This window comes from Kitasatospora sp. GAS204B, from assembly GCF_029892155.1.
In the GTDB taxonomy this organism is placed as follows: domain Bacteria; phylum Actinomycetota; class Actinomycetes; order Streptomycetales; family Streptomycetaceae; genus Kitasatospora.
The window spans coordinates 19228-36817 of sequence record NZ_JARZAG010000029.1 but is presented as its reverse complement, the minus strand read 5'-3'; the positions used below and the strand labels follow the sequence as shown (position 1 = coordinate 36817).

At 70.8% G+C, this 17590-nt stretch carries 19 protein-coding genes; 9 read left to right on the top strand and 10 right to left on the bottom strand.

All coding sequences use genetic code 11. The features are described from left to right. Window positions 1-289: 289 nt before the first annotated feature. Entirely contained in the window at window positions 290-760 is a 471-nt protein-coding gene (locus P3T41_RS30525) for a MarR family transcriptional regulator (RefSeq protein WP_280693806.1), read from the bottom strand. Between the two features lie 115 nt (window positions 761-875). On the opposite strand from P3T41_RS30525, the gene P3T41_RS30520 reads away from it, so the two are divergent. Continuing rightward, entirely contained in the window at window positions 876-1232 is a 357-nt protein-coding gene (locus P3T41_RS30520) for a VOC family protein (protein ID WP_280693805.1), read from the top strand. Between the two features lie 207 nt (window positions 1233-1439). On the opposite strand, the gene P3T41_RS30515 is transcribed toward P3T41_RS30520, so the two are convergent. Further along, window positions 1440-1874: a nuclear transport factor 2 family protein gene (locus P3T41_RS30515; protein ID WP_280693804.1), complete on the bottom strand. Its 435-nt coding sequence runs from the start codon at window positions 1872-1874 to the stop codon at window positions 1440-1442. 184 nt (window positions 1875-2058) lie between these two features. Here P3T41_RS30515 and P3T41_RS30510 point away from each other — a divergent pair, with 184 nt between their 5' ends. Together P3T41_RS30510 and P3T41_RS30505 are read left to right on the top strand one after the other, a co-directional pair. Continuing rightward, a complete protein-coding gene (locus P3T41_RS30510) occupies window positions 2059-2931 on the top strand; it encodes a helix-turn-helix domain-containing protein (protein WP_280693803.1) in 873 nt (290 codons plus the stop codon). Window positions 2932-2984: 53 nt separating this feature from the next. Continuing rightward, window positions 2985-3134 carry a hypothetical protein gene (locus P3T41_RS30505; RefSeq protein ID WP_280693802.1) on the top strand — a complete coding sequence of 50 codons (150 nt, stop codon included), beginning with the start codon at window positions 2985-2987 and terminating at the stop codon, window positions 3132-3134. A gap of 64 nt (window positions 3135-3198) precedes the next feature. On the opposite strand, the gene P3T41_RS30500 is transcribed toward P3T41_RS30505, so the two are convergent. From P3T41_RS30500 to P3T41_RS30490, 3 genes are all read right to left on the bottom strand, one after another. After that, window positions 3199-3789 (bottom strand): cellulase, encoded by a 591-nt coding sequence (locus P3T41_RS30500; RefSeq protein WP_280693801.1) that lies wholly within the window; start codon window positions 3787-3789, stop codon window positions 3199-3201. Between the two features lie 11 nt (window positions 3790-3800). Next, complete coding sequence (locus P3T41_RS30495; RefSeq protein ID WP_280693840.1) at window positions 3801-4307, bottom strand: SigE family RNA polymerase sigma factor; 507 nt, start codon at window positions 4305-4307, stop codon at window positions 3801-3803. A gap of 101 nt (window positions 4308-4408) precedes the next feature. Further along, entirely contained in the window at window positions 4409-5413 is a 1005-nt protein-coding gene (locus tag P3T41_RS30490) for a YafY family protein (protein ID WP_280693800.1), read from the bottom strand. A gap of 92 nt (window positions 5414-5505) precedes the next feature. Between P3T41_RS30490 and P3T41_RS30485 the strand changes: the two genes are divergently transcribed. The 3 genes from P3T41_RS30485 to P3T41_RS30475 all read left to right on the top strand — a co-directional run bounded on the left by P3T41_RS30485 (window position 5506) and on the right by P3T41_RS30475 (window position 7396). Then, window positions 5506-5913 (top strand): VOC family protein, encoded by a 408-nt coding sequence (locus tag P3T41_RS30485; protein WP_280693799.1) that lies wholly within the window; start codon window positions 5506-5508, stop codon window positions 5911-5913. A gap of 143 nt (window positions 5914-6056) precedes the next feature. Beyond that, on the top strand, window positions 6057-6614 hold the full coding sequence (locus tag P3T41_RS30480) for a GNAT family N-acetyltransferase (protein WP_280693798.1): 558 nt from the start codon (window positions 6057-6059) through the stop codon (window positions 6612-6614). A gap of 71 nt (window positions 6615-6685) precedes the next feature. Continuing rightward, window positions 6686-7396, top strand: a complete 711-nt coding sequence (locus tag P3T41_RS30475; protein WP_280693797.1) for a class I SAM-dependent methyltransferase — start codon at window positions 6686-6688, stop codon at window positions 7394-7396. Between the two features lie 93 nt (window positions 7397-7489). Here the strand turns inward: P3T41_RS30475 and P3T41_RS30470 are convergent, their stop codons facing one another. Together P3T41_RS30470 and P3T41_RS30465 are read right to left on the bottom strand one after the other, a co-directional pair. Then, window positions 7490-8632 carry a DUF5954 family protein gene (locus tag P3T41_RS30470; RefSeq protein ID WP_280693796.1) on the bottom strand — a complete coding sequence of 381 codons (1143 nt, stop codon included), beginning with the start codon at window positions 8630-8632 and terminating at the stop codon, window positions 7490-7492. Then, window positions 8616-9695 (bottom strand): bile acid:sodium symporter family protein, encoded by a 1080-nt coding sequence (locus P3T41_RS30465; RefSeq protein WP_280693795.1) that lies wholly within the window; start codon window positions 9693-9695, stop codon window positions 8616-8618. The genes P3T41_RS30470 and P3T41_RS30465 overlap by 17 nt, the downstream gene beginning before the upstream one ends. A gap of 179 nt (window positions 9696-9874) precedes the next feature. On the opposite strand from P3T41_RS30465, the gene P3T41_RS30460 reads away from it, so the two are divergent. Beyond that, window positions 9875-10792: a LysR substrate-binding domain-containing protein gene (locus tag P3T41_RS30460; RefSeq protein ID WP_280693794.1), complete on the top strand. Its 918-nt coding sequence runs from the start codon at window positions 9875-9877 to the stop codon at window positions 10790-10792. Between the two features lie 99 nt (window positions 10793-10891). Here the strand turns inward: P3T41_RS30460 and bla are convergent, their stop codons facing one another. Further along, window positions 10892-11839 (bottom strand): class A beta-lactamase, encoded by a 948-nt coding sequence (gene bla, locus P3T41_RS30455; protein ID WP_280693793.1) that lies wholly within the window; start codon window positions 11837-11839, stop codon window positions 10892-10894. An 83-nt stretch (window positions 11840-11922) separates the two neighbouring features. Between bla and P3T41_RS30450 the strand changes: the two genes are divergently transcribed. Beyond that, the gene (locus P3T41_RS30450; RefSeq protein ID WP_280693792.1) at window positions 11923-12810 is read left to right on the top strand and encodes a LysR family transcriptional regulator; all 888 of its coding nucleotides are present in this window, start codon (window positions 11923-11925) and stop codon (window positions 12808-12810) included. After that, the gene (locus P3T41_RS30445) at window positions 12807-13709 is read left to right on the top strand and encodes a class A beta-lactamase-related serine hydrolase (RefSeq protein WP_280693791.1); all 903 of its coding nucleotides are present in this window, start codon (window positions 12807-12809) and stop codon (window positions 13707-13709) included. The genes P3T41_RS30450 and P3T41_RS30445 overlap by 4 nt, the downstream gene beginning before the upstream one ends. 72 nt (window positions 13710-13781) lie before the next feature. Here P3T41_RS30445 and P3T41_RS30440 read toward each other — a convergent pair whose 3' ends face one another. Together P3T41_RS30440 and P3T41_RS30435 are read right to left on the bottom strand one after the other, a co-directional pair. Beyond that, window positions 13782-15893 (bottom strand): alpha-galactosidase, encoded by a 2112-nt coding sequence (locus P3T41_RS30440; protein ID WP_280693790.1) that lies wholly within the window; start codon window positions 15891-15893, stop codon window positions 13782-13784. A gap of 300 nt (window positions 15894-16193) precedes the next feature. Continuing rightward, entirely contained in the window at window positions 16194-17555 is a 1362-nt protein-coding gene (locus P3T41_RS30435) for a tetratricopeptide repeat protein (protein ID WP_280693789.1), read from the bottom strand. Between the last annotated feature and the right edge of the window lie 35 nt (window positions 17556-17590).

Here is a 17590-nt window from a genome sequence, read left to right as displayed (position 1 = left end):
GTGGATCGCGTCGCAGATGCGGGTGCCAACCTTCCATCCTGGACAGCACGGCGTCCTGCGCGGTCAGGTTCTCCAGCGAGCCGTTCGGCGGCAGGATCATGGCCCAGCGCACGTAGTCGCCGATGTCGGGCAGCGTGACTTCGGGGGCCAGTTGCTCTGGCTGAGCACCCACGCATCATGAGGCGCGCGAAGGCTGAGCCGCTCCGCCCTCCACCAGCGGCGGGGCAAGTGTCTGGCACGTTCTACCGCACAGGTGCGACCTGCCGGCCGGCTGGAGTGTTTCGGCCGGTCACGGCGCTTCGAGCGCCTCCGGTTGTGCGGGGTTCAGGGCGGCGATGCAGGTGCGCAGCGCCGTGGCGAGTTGGCGGCGCTGGCCGGGGTCGAGTTCGGCGAGCATGCGTTGCTCGATGAGCGTCACCGTGGCGTCGCAGGCCTGCAGGGTTGTGCGCCCCTGCTCGGTGAGCTCGGTCTGCCGGATCCTGCCGTGGGTGGGGTGGTGGCTGCGGGTGACCCAGGTGCGCTGTTCGAGCTCGCGCAGGTTCTCGTTCATGCTCTGCGGGGTGATGAACGCGCGTCGCGCCAGCTCGGCGTTGGACAGGCCTGGTTCCTCGGCCAGGGCCGTGAGCGCGGCGAACTGGGCGAGCGTGACGCCGTGTTGGTGCAGGGCCCGGGTCATCTGGGCGTTGAGTGCGGCCTGGGCCCGTTTGATCAGGTATCCGGGCCGGTCGGCGGTGTTCTCCGGCCGGTGTGAACCACTCATGGTCCCCTCCTTCGCCTTTGGTCTTGCCTGGCTTGTATCAGGTTACCTTGCATTGTTCGGGGTGCGGATCTACTCTTAATGTCAGGTTTCCTGATACTGAAAGGGTGTTCTCACCATGGCTGTCGTCGGACCGTCGTTCATCGCGCTTCAGGTACACGACCTGGAGGCCTCCGCACGCTTCTACGAAGAAAGGCTCGGGCTCACCCGCGCCCTCACCTCCCCGCCCCACGCGGTGGTCTTCGACACCCGGCCCGTCCCGTTCGCGGTGCGCGAACCCGTGGTCGACCTGGACGCCGTCGACAAGCTCGGCTGGGGCGTGGCGCTGTGGCTCAAGGCCGAGGACGTCGAGAAGATCCACAACGACCTGGTCGAGCACGGCGTGCGGATCGTGACCCCGCCGTTCGACGGCCCGTTCGGCCGGACCTTCGCATTCACCGACCCCGACGGGTACGTCGTCACCCTGCACGGCTGACGGCTCGGGCAGCGATCGCTGTCGAGGAGTGTCGGCTGACGGTTCGGCTTTGGACGATGGTCCTCGGGTCGCGCTGCGTCGACAGCCGGCCGAGCGTACAGGAGCGACGAAAGGCCCCGACCACCCCATCCAGGGGGCGGCCGGGGCCGCTCAGGACGCGATCGTCCAGGTCCGGGCGGCCGCCCACCTCGGTGAAGCGTGTGACCGTCAGCGGGTGCCCGCCTCGGCGCGTGCGTAGAACGCGGCGAGCTCGTGGGGGTTCTTGGCGTAGACGTCGATCTTGCGGACCATGCCGTCCTCGACCTGGTGGATCTCGACCAGGGTCAGCGGGAACTCCTCGCCGGTGGTGTGAGCCGTGAGCGTTCCGATGAGCGTTCCGATGACGCCGGCCGGGCCCTCGAACACCTCCGCCTCGGTGATGGCGACGTCGGCGTAGCCCATCATCACGCCCACGACCGACTGCACGAACGCCTCGCGGCCCTCGTGCACGCCGCCGTAGGGGAGTTGCTTCGGCTCGTCGACGATCACCTCCTGGGCGAGCTTGGCCAGGACACCCGGCACGTCGCCCTTGCGCAGCGCGTCATACAGCCCTCGCACGACATCCGACGGGCTCTGCGTCACCGTCTCGGTCAGGTTGCTCATCTTCTGTGCCCTCCAGTCTTGTTCAGGAAAGGTCGGCCGGGGCGCGAATGTCCTCGCACCGGCCGGGCCCCGGGGATCGGGGCACGCACCATGCAACGGGAGGTGGTCGTGGCGGGGGAGTCTCCGCCGTGAGGGGTACTTGCAGGGCCCCTCACCCGTCACGCGGCCCGCCTACCCTGTGCTCATGGACAACCGGGACGCAGTCAGCGCTTTCCTCCGCTCCCGGCGCGACAAGATCAGCCCCGAGCAGGCGGGTCTGCCGGCGTATGGTCAGCGTCGGGTGTCCGGACTGCGCAGGGGTGAGGTCGCGGCGCTCGCCGGGGTGAGCGTCGAGTACTACACGCGCTTGGAGCGCGGCAACCTCAAAGGTGTCTCCGACAGCGTGCTGGCCGCCCTCGCCCAGGCCCTGCGGCTCGACGACACGGAGCGCATGTATCTGTGCGACCTCGCCCGCGCTGCCGGGCCGGGGCCCGAGCCGCGGGTTCGGCAACGGGCGGTTCGGCCGACGGTGCGGCCGAGCGTGGCGCGGATCGTCGAGGGGATGCCGGAGCTGCCGGTGTACGTGATGAACAACCGTCTGGACACGCTGGCCGCCAACGCGTTGGGCCGGGCGCTGTACTCGGAGATGTTCGCCGACCCGACCTGCGGGGCGAACGTCGCCCGGTTCGCGTTCCTCAACCCCGCAGCCAGGCGGTTCTACGTCAACTGGGAACGCATGGCCCGTTTCGGCGTAGGCGCGCTGCGCATCGAGGCGGGGAAGAACCCCTACGACCGGGAGCTGTCGAACCTGATCGGCGAACTGTCCACCCGCAGCGATGCCTTCCGCGTGATGTGGGGATCCCACGACGTCCATGTCTTCCGCGAGAGCACGCAACGCCTCAACCATCCGCTCGTCGGCGACTTGGAACTCGATCAGGAGACCATGATCCTGCCGGACGAAAGCGGCCTGAGCCTGGTCGTCTACAGCGCGCCACCCGGAACCGCCGCGGCCGACGGCCTGAAGCTGCTCGCCGGCTGGTCCGCCACGGCCGGCCCGAACTCTGCGCCACATCCATGACGTCACGTACCTCGCGGGATGTGCCCACAGCCGGCGGAGCCTTCGGGTCCCGGGTGGACTTCAAGGCGCCCGGTCTGAACGATGGTCAGCCGTTCTCGGTGACCGTGCCGGCGGATCGCAAGCACGTCCTGGTCGTCCGCTTGACGAAGAACGCTGACGGCACGGTCACCGGGACGCAGGAACTGGTCCTTGCGCATGGATGAGCACGGCTATTGAGGCAGGGCTGATGCGTTCTCAAGCCGCAAGGTCGAGTTCACCCCCCGCTGACTACCGGGTCGTCGGTGTGGGCATCGGGTTACCGGCTTGCCCAGCCGAGGTGGGTGTGGGCGTCGGGGTACCGGGCTGCCCAGCCGGACTCGGAGTCGGCGTGGGGATCGGGTTGCCGGCCTGTCCGGCCGAGGTGGGTGTGGGTATCGGAGTACCGGGCTGCCCGCCCGGAGTCGGTGTGGGCGTCGGGTTGCCGGCCTGTCCGGCCGAGGTGGGTGTGGGCGTCGGGTTACCGGCCTGTCCGGCCGAGGTGGGTGTGGGCATCGGGTTGCTGGCTTGCCCGGCCGAGGTGGGTGTGGGCGCCGGGTTACCGGGCTGCCCAGCCGGACTCGGAGTCGGCCGGGGCACCGGGTTGCCGGTGGCCGTGGAGGCCGGGGTCGTCACAGCGTGGTGGTCCTGGGCGAAGGCGGCGGGCAGGCCGACGCCGACACCGGCGAGGATCAGGGCTGATCCGCCGGCCATGAGAGCCGCCCGGGTGCGGCGTCGGGCCCGCACGCCGGCCTGCAGGCGTTCCCGGTCCCGGGGTGCGAAGGGGGTGTCTTCCTGCGTGTCGCGCATCATCCGTGCCAGCTCCTGTTCGAAGTGGTCCATCTGTCTCTCCTTCACCTCACCGGCTCGCCGACCCCGGCCAGGACCTGCCGTAGTTTCGCCACTCCACGGGACGTCAGGGAGCGGGCGGTCCCTATGGGACAGCCCAGCACCTCTGCGACCTGCTGCTCCGGCAGGTCCTGGTAGTAGCGCAGTACCACCGCGGCCCGCTGCCGTATCGGCAGTAGGGCCAGCGCGCTCTCCAGCCGGGTGCGCTCCTCCACTGTCACGCTGAGTTCCATGTGGTCAGCCATCTCGGGCAGTTGTTCGGTGGGGCGCTCGCCCCACCACCTCCTGCGCGCCGAGCGGGCCGCCGCACGAGCAAGGATCTGACGCACGTACGCCTCCGGCGCCTGACCCGCGACCTTCGGCCAGGCAAACCACAGCTTGACCAGTGCTTCCTGCAGAAGATCCTCGGCCCGGTGCCGGTCCCCACCGGTGAGCAGGCGCGCCAGGTGAAGCAGCGCCGGCCAGCGAGCCGCCACGAACTCATCGAAACCATCCGCCCGTGGCTGCTTCACCAGCACCGCCCTTCCACCCTCCACACGCCTGTACTTCTGGAAAGGCAGTGGCAGTCGGCCCGCTATGCACCAGCCCCCTGTGACCTGGATCACCCATCGGGTCAGCTGGCTCGGCGGCCGTAGGACGCGAGGCGTTCGGCGAACGCGACGACGAGGTCGCGCAGTTCGTCGGGGCGCTCGATGACGAACGGCCGGTCGAGTGCGGCGAGCGTGGGAGGCAACCAGTCGAGCCGCTCCGCCCGTAGTTCGACGCGCAGCCAGCGCTCGTCCGTCCGGTCCTGGTCCGCCGTGGGCGCGGGTGCCTGCGCGTGCTCCGCCAGGCTCGCGACGCTGGCGGGAAGGTGGGCGCGGATCTGCTCGACTGTCCCGTGGATCCGCAAGGTCACCTCATGCCGGTACTCGGCCGTGGCGAACCCTGACAACACGCGCTGTGCCGGATCGGGACCCACGGGCGCCTCGAACGAGCCGGGCAGGGTCCTCGCGTCCGCGATGCGATCGAGCCGGAAGGTCCGGTCCTCGCCGATCTCGGGGTCCGTGCCCGTGACGTACCACCGGCCCGCGTGGGCGACGATCCCGTACGCGTGCAGCGTGCGTTCGCTGCGCCGGTCGTCGCGGTCGGTGTATCTGATCGAGACCGGTCGGCGGTGGCGTACCGCATCGGCGATGGTGAGCAGGACCTCGGCGTCCGGGGCGGCGAACTCACCGGGCTGGTCCGTGAAGGCGAGGGATTCCAGGAGGGTGCCGAGCCGGTGGGCGGCGTGTGTGGGCAGCACGCGCCGGATCTTGGCCGATGCCGTCTCGCTCGCGGTGTGCCCCGCCGTCAGCAACCCTGCTCGGCGGCCGGCGACCAAGCCGAGCAGCACGGCCAGCGCCTCGTCGTCACTGAGCATGAGCGGAGGCAACCGGTATCCGGGGCCGAGCCGGTACCCGCCGTAGCGGCCGCGCACCGACTCCACCGGCACATCGAGGTCGATCAGATGGTCCACGTACCGCCGCACGGTGCGCCCATCGACGCCGAGCCGGTCGGCGAGTTCGGCCACCGTCCGAGTGCCGCCCGACTGCAGCAGCTCCAGCAGGGTCAGCACGCGGCCGGTGGGTCGAGGCATGTGCAAAGGCTAGCGCGAATACCGGACCGATTCTGTCCACTATTTCTCCTAGCCTGCGACGTACAGCGATTCCATCAGCCAAGGAGATCACCATGGACTTCGTCTCGATCCGCATCATCACCGGCGACGTCGCGCGCCTCGTCGAGTTCTACGAGCGAGCCACCGGGGTGCGGGCGGTGTGGGCAACCGAGGACTTCGCCGAGCTCGACACCCCCAGCGCCACCCTCGCGATCGCCAGCACCCGGACCGTGCCGCTGTTCGCCCCGGGCTCTGCCCGTCCGGGGGAGAACCACAGCGTGATCACCGAGTTCCGCGTCGACGACGTGGACCGCGTGCACCAGAACCTGACCGGCTTCGTCACCGACTTCGTCGCCGAGCCCACCACGATGCCCTGGGGCAACCGGTCGTTGCTGTTCCGCGACCCCGACGGCAACCTCGTCAACTTCTTCACCCCCGTCACGCCGGCGGCCATCGAGAAGTTCGCACGTCGACTGAAGTAGGGCCGGTCCGGCGGATCTTCTCCGTTCGCACGCAACTGGCATCTCGTCGCAGCGCGTCCCGATGTGTGGCGACGTCAGAAGTCGTTGCCTGCCATGGTCATACGAGGTCGAACCGTGTGGCCGAGAGGATCAGGAGCCGTTCCATGTCGGATGAGATCACGGTGCACCCCGTCCCTTGGCCGCCTGCCCCGATCAAGACCGAGCGGCTCGTGCTCCGCGAACCCGAGGTCCGGGACCGCGCGGCGATCATCGAGCTGTTCACCTCGCCGGAGGTGGGCACCTACATCGGCGGCGCTCGACCGCGTGACGAGTTCGAGCGTTCGTTGCCCGAGGTGCCCAGGCGGCGCCCCGGCCTTTTCGTGGTCGAGCTGGACGGAGCGATGATCGGCGCCATCGAGCTCAACCGGCGCGAGCCGGAGCATCGCAGTCAGGTCCGTCCGGATGCCGGGGAGCCCGAGCTCGGCTACCTGTTCCTGCCGCAGGTGTGGGGACGCGGGTACGCCGCCGAGGCGTGCACGGCGGCGCTCGGCTGGTTCGCCGACGCGCGACCCGGCGAGCCGGTGGTCCTCGTCACCCAGACCGCCAACGACCGTGGGATGCGCCTCGCGGCGAAACTGGGGTTCACCGAGGTGCAACGGTTCGAGGAGTGGGGCGCCGAACAGTGGTTCGGCGTGTGGTCCTCGGCCACGCCGCCCGCTTGAACCCGTGGGCGCGGGGGCGATGTGGCTGGAGAGGCCCCGGCAGGCCGGGGCGCCTCCTCTACGCTGGGGCGGTGTTCTCCCCACAAGGCCCTTCGCTGCGCGGTCTGGTAGTCCAGGCGCTGTCCTCGGTCGAGCACGGCTACGACCTGCTCGCTCCCACGTTCGACCACACGCCCTTTCGCACCCCTGACAGCATCCTCGACGCGACCGCCGACGCGCTGCGCCCGCTCGGGCCGTTCGGGGAGGCACTGGACGTGTGCTGCGGCACCGGCGCGGGTCTGCGGGTGCTGGAGCCGCTGTGCCAAGGACGGATCACAGGTGTCGACTTCAGCGTCGGCATGCTCGCGGGGGCTCGCGGAGCGCACCCGGGCGCCGAGTGGGTACGGGCCGACGCGCGGGCCCTGCCCTTCGCCGAGGCGTTCGACCTGGCGGTCACCTTCGGAGCCCTCGGACACTTCCTGCCCACGGAACGGCGCGCACTCTTCGCCGGTGTCCACCGCGCCCTGCGGCCCGGCGGACTCTTCGCCTTCCCGATCACCGCGCCCCCGCGCATCACCTCGCCCGGCTACTGGGTGCTGGCCGGTTTCGACGCGGTGATGCGGGTGCGGAACGCGGTGTGGCGCCCGCCCTTCGTCATGTACTACCGCACCTGCCCGTTGCAGGCCTTGCGCACGGACCTGGCAGCGGCCGGCTTCACCGTCACGACGGCGCCGCTGGAGGACCTGGGACGGCGCGAGGACGGCAGCCCGCGGTGCCGGCTGGTGCTCGCGCGCAGGCCGTAGGCGGCAGGCCGACCGGGGTTCGCGCCGCGGCAGCCGCAGCAGCTGCGGCAGCTGCGGCAGCTGCGGCAGCCGAGGCGGCTGACGGGCGGGCTGTCACTCCCCGTCGTCCTCCGCATGCTGGACCGGCTTGCCGCGCCGGGCCATCTCGGCCTCGAAGAGGCGCTGGAACTCCTTCGCGGTCTCGTCGAGGACGATCGGGGTGTTCTCGTCCAGGACGACGCCCTGCGCCCGCAGCCGCTGGTCCAGCACCCTGCACGGGTCCTGCGGATCGTGGTCGGAGGGGCGCGGGCCCTCGGGGCCGTCCGGGCCGAACCGGACCGCCCGCTCCACCCGGATGATCCGCAGGAACCGGTCCTCGACGGCGAGTTCGTACGCCTGCTCGGCCTCGAGCTGGTCCGCCGCCTCGGTGTAGCGCACCCGCTGCTCGGAGGAGAGCCCGCGTTCGATCGGCTCGGCCACGCGCAGCCGCATCGAGAGGATGTCCCGGGCCTGGAAGGCGGTGGGCGCGTCCATCATGCCGCCCGGACGCCACCGGCTGCCCACCCGCTCGGCGACGGTGAAGGCGGCCGGAAGCAGCACCACGCCCGGGTGGGTCAGGCTCGCCCGCAGCGCGTCCTCATGGACCTCCGGCGGAAACTGGCCCTCGACGGGCCGCAGTTGGATCAGGTCGGCTTTCAGGATGCCCTCGGACATCCCGGTCGGCAGGGCGGGGTCCATGACGAAACCGGCGGTCGGTTCCAGGTCCTCGCTCCGGTCGCGCCTGTGGGGGTCGGCGCTGTCGCGCTCGGGGTGGTCGTCGGGGTCGCTGGGGCGGGGCGGCTCGGGGCCGTCGGGACCGCTGCGGATGTGCCGCTCGGCTCGTACCACGCGGTAGCGGGCGTCCAGTTCGACCTCGTCGATCTTCTCCCAGTCCAGCCGCTCGCCCAGCGCCGCGTACCGCTGCTGCGACTCGGCGTCGCCGGCCTCCCCCGCCTTGGCGGCCTGCTCGCGGCAGAGCATGCCCAGGTGCTCGCGGGCCGACTGCGGACAGACGTCGACCATGGAGGAGAGCAACTCCCAGCCGCCCTGCGGCCGCTCACGGGCGACGCCGAAGACCGGGCTCCCGCCCGACATGATCTGCGGATACTTCTCGCGCGCCGTCCACGCCTCGACATCGGCGAGCTCCGCCATCGGACCGTCCGGGGCGGATACTCGGATGGTCAGGTAGCCAGGAGCATCGTCAGCGAAGTTCACCATGCGCACATGATGCGACCGGCCGGCCACCCAGCGCAGTCAAATGGCCTGTTTGTCCCCTTCCGGGGGCCGGCTCGTGGTCCTCGCCTGCGGCTACCGCCTCGGCGCCCCAGCGGCGGGCCAGGACGGCGCAGACCATCAGTTGCAGCTGGTGGAAGAGCATCAGCGGCAGCACGGTCAGGCCCAGCGCGGGGCCGGGGAAGAGCACCGTGGCCATCGGGATTCCGGTGGCCAGGCTCTTCTTCGAACCGCAGAAGACGATCACCTTCCGGTCCCGCTGGTCAACGCCGAGCCGGCGCCCGATCAGTGCGGACGAGACCAGTACCAGCGCCAGCAGCACGGCTTCCAGCATCGCGAGTATCCCGAGCCGGGGTAGCGACACCTGCCGCCAGACACCGCCGAGCACGGCTTCGCTGAACGCGCTGTAGACCACCAGCAGGATCGAACCGCGGTCCACCAGGCCGAGTATTCGGCGGTGCCGGGTCAGTGCCCCGATGATCCGGCGTCGCAGCAACTGGCCTGCCAGAAACGGCAGTAGCAGTTGCTCGACGATGCCCAGCAGGGACCTCGAAGTGATCCCCGCGCCGTGGGTGCCGAGCAGCAGGGCGGCGAGCAGCGGGGTGAGCACGATGCCGAACAGGCTGGAGAAGGTGGCGCTGCAGACCGCGGCCGCGGTGTTGCCGCGGGCGATCGAGGTGAACGCGATCGACGACTGCACGGTGGACGGCAGCAGGCAGAGGAAGAGCAGGCCCTGGTAGAGCTGTTGGGGCAGCAGGGTCGGGACGAAGATCCGGCACGCCACGCCGAGCAGGGGGAAGAGTCCGAAGGTGATCGCGAGGACCACGCCGTGCAGGCGCCACTGCCGCAGGCCCTCCATCGCCTCGCGGGTCGACAGCCGGGCTCCGTAGAGGAAGAAGAGCAGTCCGACCGCGCCGACGGCCGCGTCCGAGGCGACGGGCGCCGCCGCGCCACCGGCGGGCAGCAGCAGGGCCAGGCCCACCACGCAGAGCAGCGCGGTGACGAACGGGTCCACGGGCAGGCGTCGGGTCGGTGTCGGACCGGGCATGGGGGCGCTCCACGGGCAGTTCGGGCGGTGACGAGGGCGGTGACGGGGGCAGCGGTACGGGCGGTGGCTCGGGCGGTGGTTCGGGCGCTCTCAGCCTTGCCGTCGGCCCGCTGATTGTGAATCCCGCTCACGGGACTCACTGTCATCACAAGATGTGATAAGCGCAGTACGATGGCGGTGTGTTCGATCCGGTCCAGCTCAGATCCTTCCTCGCGGTCGCCCAGACCGGCGGGTTCACCCGCGCCGCCCAGCGGCTGGGGCTGCGGCAGTCCACGGTCAGCCAGCACGTCCGCCGGCTCGAGGAGGCGACCGGGCGGCGGCTCTTCCACCGGGACACCCACACCGTGCAACTCACCGCGGAAGGCGAGGCGATGCTCGGCTTCGCCCGCTCGATCCTGGCGGCGCACGGGCAGGCCGCCGCGTACTTCGCCGACACCCCGGTCCGCGGTCGGGTGCGGTTCGGGGCATCCGAGGACTTCGTGCTGACCGAGCTGCCGCAGCTGCTGCGGACCTTCCGGCGCGGCCACCCCGAGGTCGACCTGGAGCTGACGGTGGGACGCAGCGCGCTGCTGTACGAGCAACTCGCCGACAGCAGGCTTGACTTGGTGCTCGGAAAGCGCCTGCTGGACAGGCCGGCGGACGGCACCGGGCCGGGGCCGGGCTACCCGGCGGACCGGCTGGTCTGGCGGGACCGCCTGGTCTGGATCGGCGCCGAGGACTACCGTCCCGAGCCCGGCCGGCCGGTCCCTTTGATCGTCTACCCGCCGCCCAGCCTCACCCGCTCCCGCGCCCTCGACACGCTCGATCGGGCCGGGCGGCCATGGCACATCGCCTGCACCAGCGCGAGCCTGTCCGGCGTACGCGCGGCCGCACTGGCCGGACTGGGCGTGGTGGCCCACGCCCAAGGCATGATCCCGCCGGGGCTGCGCGTCCTGCCACCCCAGTTCGGGCTGCCCGACCTCGGCGCCACCGAGTTCGTCCTGAGCACCGGCCGCACCACCGCCCGCGGCCCGGCCGCCGCGCTCGCCGACGCGATCCTGGCCGGCGGGGACCACCTGCAGCGGCTGGGCGGCCCGCTCTGGGGCGGCGGGGGTTAGGGCGGCCACCTGCCCGAAGTCCGCTGGCCTGCATCGCCGTTGACTCTGCGAGCTCGGCTGGCTCGGCGGGCCCGGCGACCGGCAGCCCCAACAGCACGATCAGTGCAGGGCGTCCAGGGCGGCCTTGGTGGCCTGCGCGATCAGGGCGTCGTCCGACGCGGCGTCGGCCTTGCCGCGGTCGGAGAGGACGGCGATGACGATCGGGCTGCCGCCGCCGGCCGGCCAGACGACCGCGATGTCGTTGCGGGTGCCGTACCCACCGTTGCCGGTCTTGTCCCCGACCTTCCAGCCGGCCGGGACGCCGGCCCGGATGTAGGGGGCGCCGGTCGTGTTGCCGAGCAGCCAACCGGTGAGCAGTTGCCGTCGATCGCCGGGAAGGGCGTCACCGAGGACGAAGCGGCGCAGGTCGGTGGCCATGGCCCGGGGTGTGCTGGTGTCCCGAGTGTCGCCCGGGGTCGCCTCGTTGAGGGTCGGCTCGGTGCGGTCGACGTTGGTGGTCGGGTCGCCGAGGGCGCGCACTGCCTGCTGGAGCGCGGCTGGGCCGCCGAGGTTGTCGGTGACCAGGTTGGCGGCCGTGTTGTCGCTGTACTGGATGGCGGCGGCGGCCAGGTCGCGCAGCGGCATGCCCGTGGCCACGTGCTGCGAGGTGATCGGCGCGTACTTCTGCAGGTCCGCCGAGCTGTAGGTCACCACCTTGTCCAGGTCCGCCTCGGAGGCGTGGCTCAGCAGGACGCCGACGGCCAGGGCCTTGTAGGTCGAGGCGTGCGCGAATCGGTCGTCGGCGTGGTAGGTCACCTCCCGGCCGGTGCCGGTGTCCACCGCGTCGATCCCCAGTCGGGCGCCGAAGTGCTGCTCGAGCTGCTGGAAGGAGGCGGTGGCCGGGGCGGCGGCAGCGGTGCTGCGGGACCCCGCCGGTGTCGGTGCCCGGGTGTCGTTCGCGGCGCAGCCGGCCAGCAGGGCGGCCGCGAGCAGGGGGACCGTGACGAGCAGGACGCTTCGGCGCTTCGTGAATGGCGCGGTCGTGAAGGACGCAGTCGTGAAGGGCATGCTCGACAGCCTGCCGCCGGACGTCTCATGCGGGCAAAGACAGAACTGGCGTTTCGCATGCGATTTGTGCATACGATGCGGCTGTGGATCTGGTGGGGGCGTGCCGCGTGTTCGTGCAGGTGGGTGAGCGAGGGAGCTTCACCCTGGGCGCCGCGGCGGCTGGCGTGCCGCAGCCGGTCGCGAGCCGGCGGATCGCCGCCCTGGAGAAGCACCTCGGTGGCCTGCTGTTCGACCGGTCCGGCCGTCGTGCCGTGCTGACGGCCTTCGGGCGGCAGTTGCTCCCGTCGGCGAAGAGGCTGGCCGAGCTCGCGGACGCGTTGGAGTGCGATGCCGAGCAGGCGCGACTCGAGCCGCTGGAATTCGCGGTCCCCGACATCTGCCCGGTCAGGCAGTTGGCCGCGCTCGACGCGGCGGCCCGTGAGCTGGGCATGGTCCTCCGTTTTCGCACCGCGGGCCCGGCCGGGCGGGTCGACCTCCTCAACACCCGAGAGGTGGGCCTGGTGCTCGTCGCCGTCCCCACCCCCGAGGCCACCTGGGCCGTTCCGCTCGGAGTGGCCGACACGGTCGGCGCCGATGCGCGACCGCTGCACCTCGAGACGCTTCGGCCCGGACGAGTGGAGCGCACGTTCCGGCGGATCTGGATCCAGCCGGAGGACGATCTGCCGCACATCCGGGACCAGTTGCAGCAGCTCGGACACCGCGCCGCCCTGCTGCCCGCGCAGATCGCGGTCGCGGCCTCACTGACCGCGGCCGTCGCCCACGCCCTGCGCAACGGCGACCTGCTGCTCTGCGCGCCCAGCCAGGCCGACGAGTTGGGACTGTCCTGGCGCGCACTGGCCGGAACATCCGTCGCCCGCGGGTACCAGCTGCGCGCCCGCAGCGGTGTCGACGCACGACGCGTCAGCGACGGGCTCCGGGAACCGATCGCGCGCTGCCTGGGCGTACCGACCGACGTGCGGGAGCGGGCATGAACTCCCAGCGGGCCATCCGGGCGCTTCGAGCCGTGCTCGCGGACGGCGGGCTGTCCGGCTCGTTCCTGGTGCGGGACCTGGCCACCGGTGAGGAGGTCGGCATCGACCCGGACGTCGAGCTGCCCCTTGCGTCGCTGGTCAAGATCCCGCTCGCGGCCGCCGTGCTGGAACGCATCCAGGACGGCCGGATCGACGCGGCCACCATGATCGACGTGCTACCGGAGCGCAGCACGGCGGCCGGCCCGGTGGGACTGAGCAGGTTCCGCCACCCCGCCCGGATCGCGGTCGAGGACTTGCTCTACCTCAGCACCGCGTTCAGCGACAACGCCGCAGCGGACGCCCTCTTCCACCTGGTCCCACCCGCCGAGGTCAACGACGCGCTGGCGAACGCCGGCCTCACGGGTATCACCGTTCGCCACCCGATGCGAGAGCTCACCCGCACTCCGGCGGAACGGTTCGAGCCGCGAGAGGTCCACCTCGCCCAGTCGCTGGCGATCGGTTCCCGCACGGCGGGGCACGGGCATCCGATCCCCCAACTGGACGTCAGCCAGGCGAACTCCGGGACCGCCCGAGCCTGCGTCGACCTGCTCCAGGCGCTGTGGCTGCCCACCCGCATCCCGCCGGCCGTCGCCGAACAGGTGCGAGCGCTCATGGGCCAGAACGTCATCCGGCACCGGCTCGCCCCCGACTTCAGCTCCGACGCCTCACGCTGGTCCTCCAAGACCGGCACCCTGCTCAACCTGCGCCACGAGATCGGGGTGGTCGAACATGAGGACGGCTCGCGGTACGCCATCGCCGCCCTGACCGAATCCTCCGTGCCCGCAGCCGCCCAGCCGATGGCCGAGGCGGTCATGGCGAGGGTGGCCCGAGCCCTGCACGACCTGTTGCGGGCGCGGTGACCACGGGATGCTCCGCCGGACGGTCCCGTCGCCTCACGGGACCGTCCGGCGGAGCATCAGCGGGTCGGCTTGTCAGGACAGGACGGTCCAACTCTGTCCAGCTGCACCCGTGTTGGCCGGGTTGGTCATCCCGGTCGAGCCGGCGGTGCTGCCGGCGACGTCCAGGGTCAGGCCGTTGCCGACGTTGGTGATGGTCAGCGCGCCGGCGCTGTTCTGGGTGACCTTCCACTTCTGCCAGGGGTTGTTGGCCGAGGGGTTGAGCAGGTAGGCGGTGCCGACTCCGCCGCCGGCCGCGAGCACCGTGTGGTTCTGGGCGGAGGTGTAGCAGTTGTCGGTGATCGTCACGGTGCCGTCCGCGTTGGGCGTGAACAGCCACTGCTGGGCGGCGTTGCCGCTCTGGTAGGCGTTGATGTCGGAGTTGCCGCCGACGTTGGCGTTGCAGCCGCCCTGGACTTCGAGTGCCTGGCCGGCGGTGCCGCCCGCGCTGATCGCGTGGTACTTGCCGTCGCCGACGATGCCCGTCTGGCCGCCACCGGTCCCGGTGCCGCCGCCGCTCATGCCGACGGCTCCGCCGGCGATGCGCAGGAGCGTGACGCCGTGCGCGGGGATCCAGCTGCCGCCGACGGTGCCGGTGAGGGTGCCGGTCGCGCCGGTCCACAGGTCCCGGTAGGAGTAGCTGGCGCCGGTCAGGCCGAGGGCGGCGAAACTGGCGCTGGGCATGGCCCAGTTGTTCGGGTCCTGGTTGATCAGCGCGACGGCCAGGTCACCGTTGGCGAGCCGGCGTTCGAGGATCACCGGGGCCGTCGAGGAGGCGGGCGGGTTGCCGACCAGGGTGGCGGGCTTGGCGAGGCTGTCCTGGTCGATGGCGATCATGTCGGGGTTCTTCAGCAGCCCCAGGGCGGAGGAGTTGATCCCGGTGGACCAGGTGTAGCCGCTCGCGGTGTGCTGCGAGTCGGCGGCGGTGCGCAGGTCGGCGCCGGAGATCAGCGGGGCGGCCATCATCGACAGGACGGACAGCTCGGTGCGCGACTCGTCGTCGGTGAACGGCTTGTTGCCCTTGTAGGTGTCGGTGACGCCCCAGACGCCGTACGGGTCCTGCCAGCCGGCGAACATCATGTCCATGTCGTTCCAGCTGCCGGGGTGCACGTTGCCCGGGTACTTCAGGGCGGTCTGCAACTGGCCGTTGTAGAGCACGCCGTCCAGCTCGCTGTCCCGGTCGCCGCCGATCCGGCACATGTTGGCGACCTGCCCGCACCACACGCCGGTGGGGTAGTAGCCGGCGGCCTGGTGCGGCTGGACTCCGGCGGCCACGATCAACGGGTCGGTGCGGGCCGGGTCGTTGGCGTTCAGCAGGTACGGGATTCCGGTGTGCGCGGGCTGCGCGGACAGGCTGAGGGTGACCTTCGGCCGGCCGGCAGCGGCGGTCGCCGCATCGAGGGCGCGCTGGAAGGTCTGGGTCCGGGCGTAGATGGACTCGGTGAGCTCCTTGCCCTCGCCCTGCGGGTAGTAGCTGTAGCCGTCGGGGCCGACGATCGTCGGGCCGTACGGGCAGTCGTCGTACTTCACGAAGTCGACGCCCCAGGAGACGAAGTCGCCGGCGTCGGTGCTCTCGTGGCCCAGGCTCCCGGGATGCCCCTGGCAGGTGGTGTAGGTGTCGGTGCCGTACAGCCCGAACTTCATGCCCTTGCTGTGGGCGTACCAGGCCAGGTACTGGATCCCGTTCATCGTCTGGCCGTTGACGGTCTGGCTGGGAAAGCTGCTCGGGTCCGGGACCAGGTGCCCGCTGGTGGGGTCGTTGCCGGTGCCGTCGGTGCCGGAGACCGGGTTGCCGTTGTTGTCGTACAGCTGCATGCCGTTGTCGGCGTTCTTCACGAAGTCCGTGCTCTGGCCGTCACGGTGGCGCAGCGACCAGCCGTCGTCGATGGTGACGGTGTTGTAGCCGGCCGGCACCAGGCCGTTGGACGACATGAAGTCGATGGTCTGCTTCACCTGTTGCTCGTTCACGCTGGGGCCGAGCGAGTTCCAGGAGTTCCAGCCCATGGGCGGGGTCAGGGCGTTGCCGTTGCCCAGCGCGGCGGCCGGGGGAGCTGTTGTGACCGCCAGGGCCCCCAGTCCGGGGGTAGCCAGGGTGAGGGTCAGCAGGAGGCTGGGCAGGCGGGTGGATCTGCTGCGTGTCGCACGCATGGATGCTGCTCCGAGGGGCGCGTCGGGGGTGGGGGAGCCAGGATGTCCCGGACGGGGTCGACAGAAACGCACACGTGGTTCCGCTGCCGGTTTCGCCGTCTCCGGGTCAGGTGGGGGTCCTGACTGGGGCGTTGTCGCTGCCCCGTGTGCGACTGTAATGGCACATGCGACATGGCGACAGTGCTCGTGCGGAACTTTGTTTGCTGGTGATGGATTCTGTTGGGTGGTCAGGGTTCGGCGTGCTCGCGCGGCCGTGCCCTCGCCGGCGGGACGTAGTCGTCGTTGTGGCAGTTCCGCGTTCTACGCCATGGCTCGGAGCACGTCCGCCGCCCGCTGGTCGAGTTCTGCGGCGCCGGCGATTCCGCGCTTCCGGTAGCCCACCAACACCGACCGCATGGTGGTGATTTCCTTCCTGTTGCGGTCCGAGGCGACACCGCCCATGAAGTCCAGGGACCGGTGCCACAGCCCCAGGGCCTCGTCGTGGCGCCGCTGGGCAGCCACCGACTTCGCGAGGTTCGCCATGGTCAGGCCGTGCACGCGCTGGTACGTCTCCGGCGTCCGATCCTTCAATGCCAGGCGGTAGTGCTGCTCCGCCGCCTTGTGGTCGCGCAACTCGGTCAGGGTCTTGGCCGTGTGGGAGGCGATCGTGGCTGCGACCGGTCCGGACGCGGCGGCGTACGAGGGGACGGCGTCGTCGGTGACGAGCATGGCGTCCTCGGCCGACACCAGCGCGGCGGCGGCCTTCGTGCCCTCGCCGCAGGCGCCATACGCCCGCGCGGCCGTCACCAGCAGCAGTGCCTCCGTGTTCCGATCCACCTTTTTCCGGGCCCGGGACAGTGCAGCTTCGGCCGACTCCACGCAGTGCGCGGGCTGTCCGACGTCAAGGGCCTGGTGTGTCAAAGCTCGCATCATCCATGCCCCGTGCCCGGCCGGGTCGGACTCGCATGCCAGTTGGTAGCCGAGGAGGTAGAACCGCTGAGCCGCGCCCTCGCGGCCGAGGTCGTGGTGCTTCCATCCGACCAGGCACGCCAAGGTGGCCGCCGCGCCGTAGGCGTCACGGCGGACCTGCTCGGAGGGGAAGCGGCCGGAGAGTAACTGAACGACGGTATCCGTGAAGTACACGGTGACTGCGGTCAGGCCGTATCCACCCCCAAGCCGGTCGTCCGCGCTCCTGAACATCTCGGTGAACCGCCGGATGCAGGAGACCTCCTCCATACCGATCCTGCCGCCGCTGTCGGCCGCCCTCAGCGTGGCGGCGGCGGCCTGATGGTCGTAGGTGAGGGGAAGGCCGACAGCGGCAGCCGCAAACGCGGCGGTGAGGAAGTCCCTGCGGTGCTGCATTGCGAATCTCCCGAGGTCTGCGGCAGCGGCCAGCGGATCGGCACTCATCGCCTCCCCGATCCCGTCGCAGCCCAGACGGATCTCGGTGACCGTCACCTTCCGCTTCGTCATTCTGCTCAGCGCCTCGGCGAGATAGGTCGCCGTCTTGCCGGTCGGCGTGCCGCCGTTCACCCAGAAGAAGACAGCCGACCGGGAGGTGCGCAGTGCCTCGCCCGCTTCAGCAGCGACGGTCCGGACCTGCTTTGCCAGCGCCTCGTACGTACACCCGGATTCCGCGATGACAGCCGCCAGCCGCTCGTTCGGTTCCCTGCGGACCGCCAAGTCAACCTCCTGAGAGGATCTCGAACCGAATGACC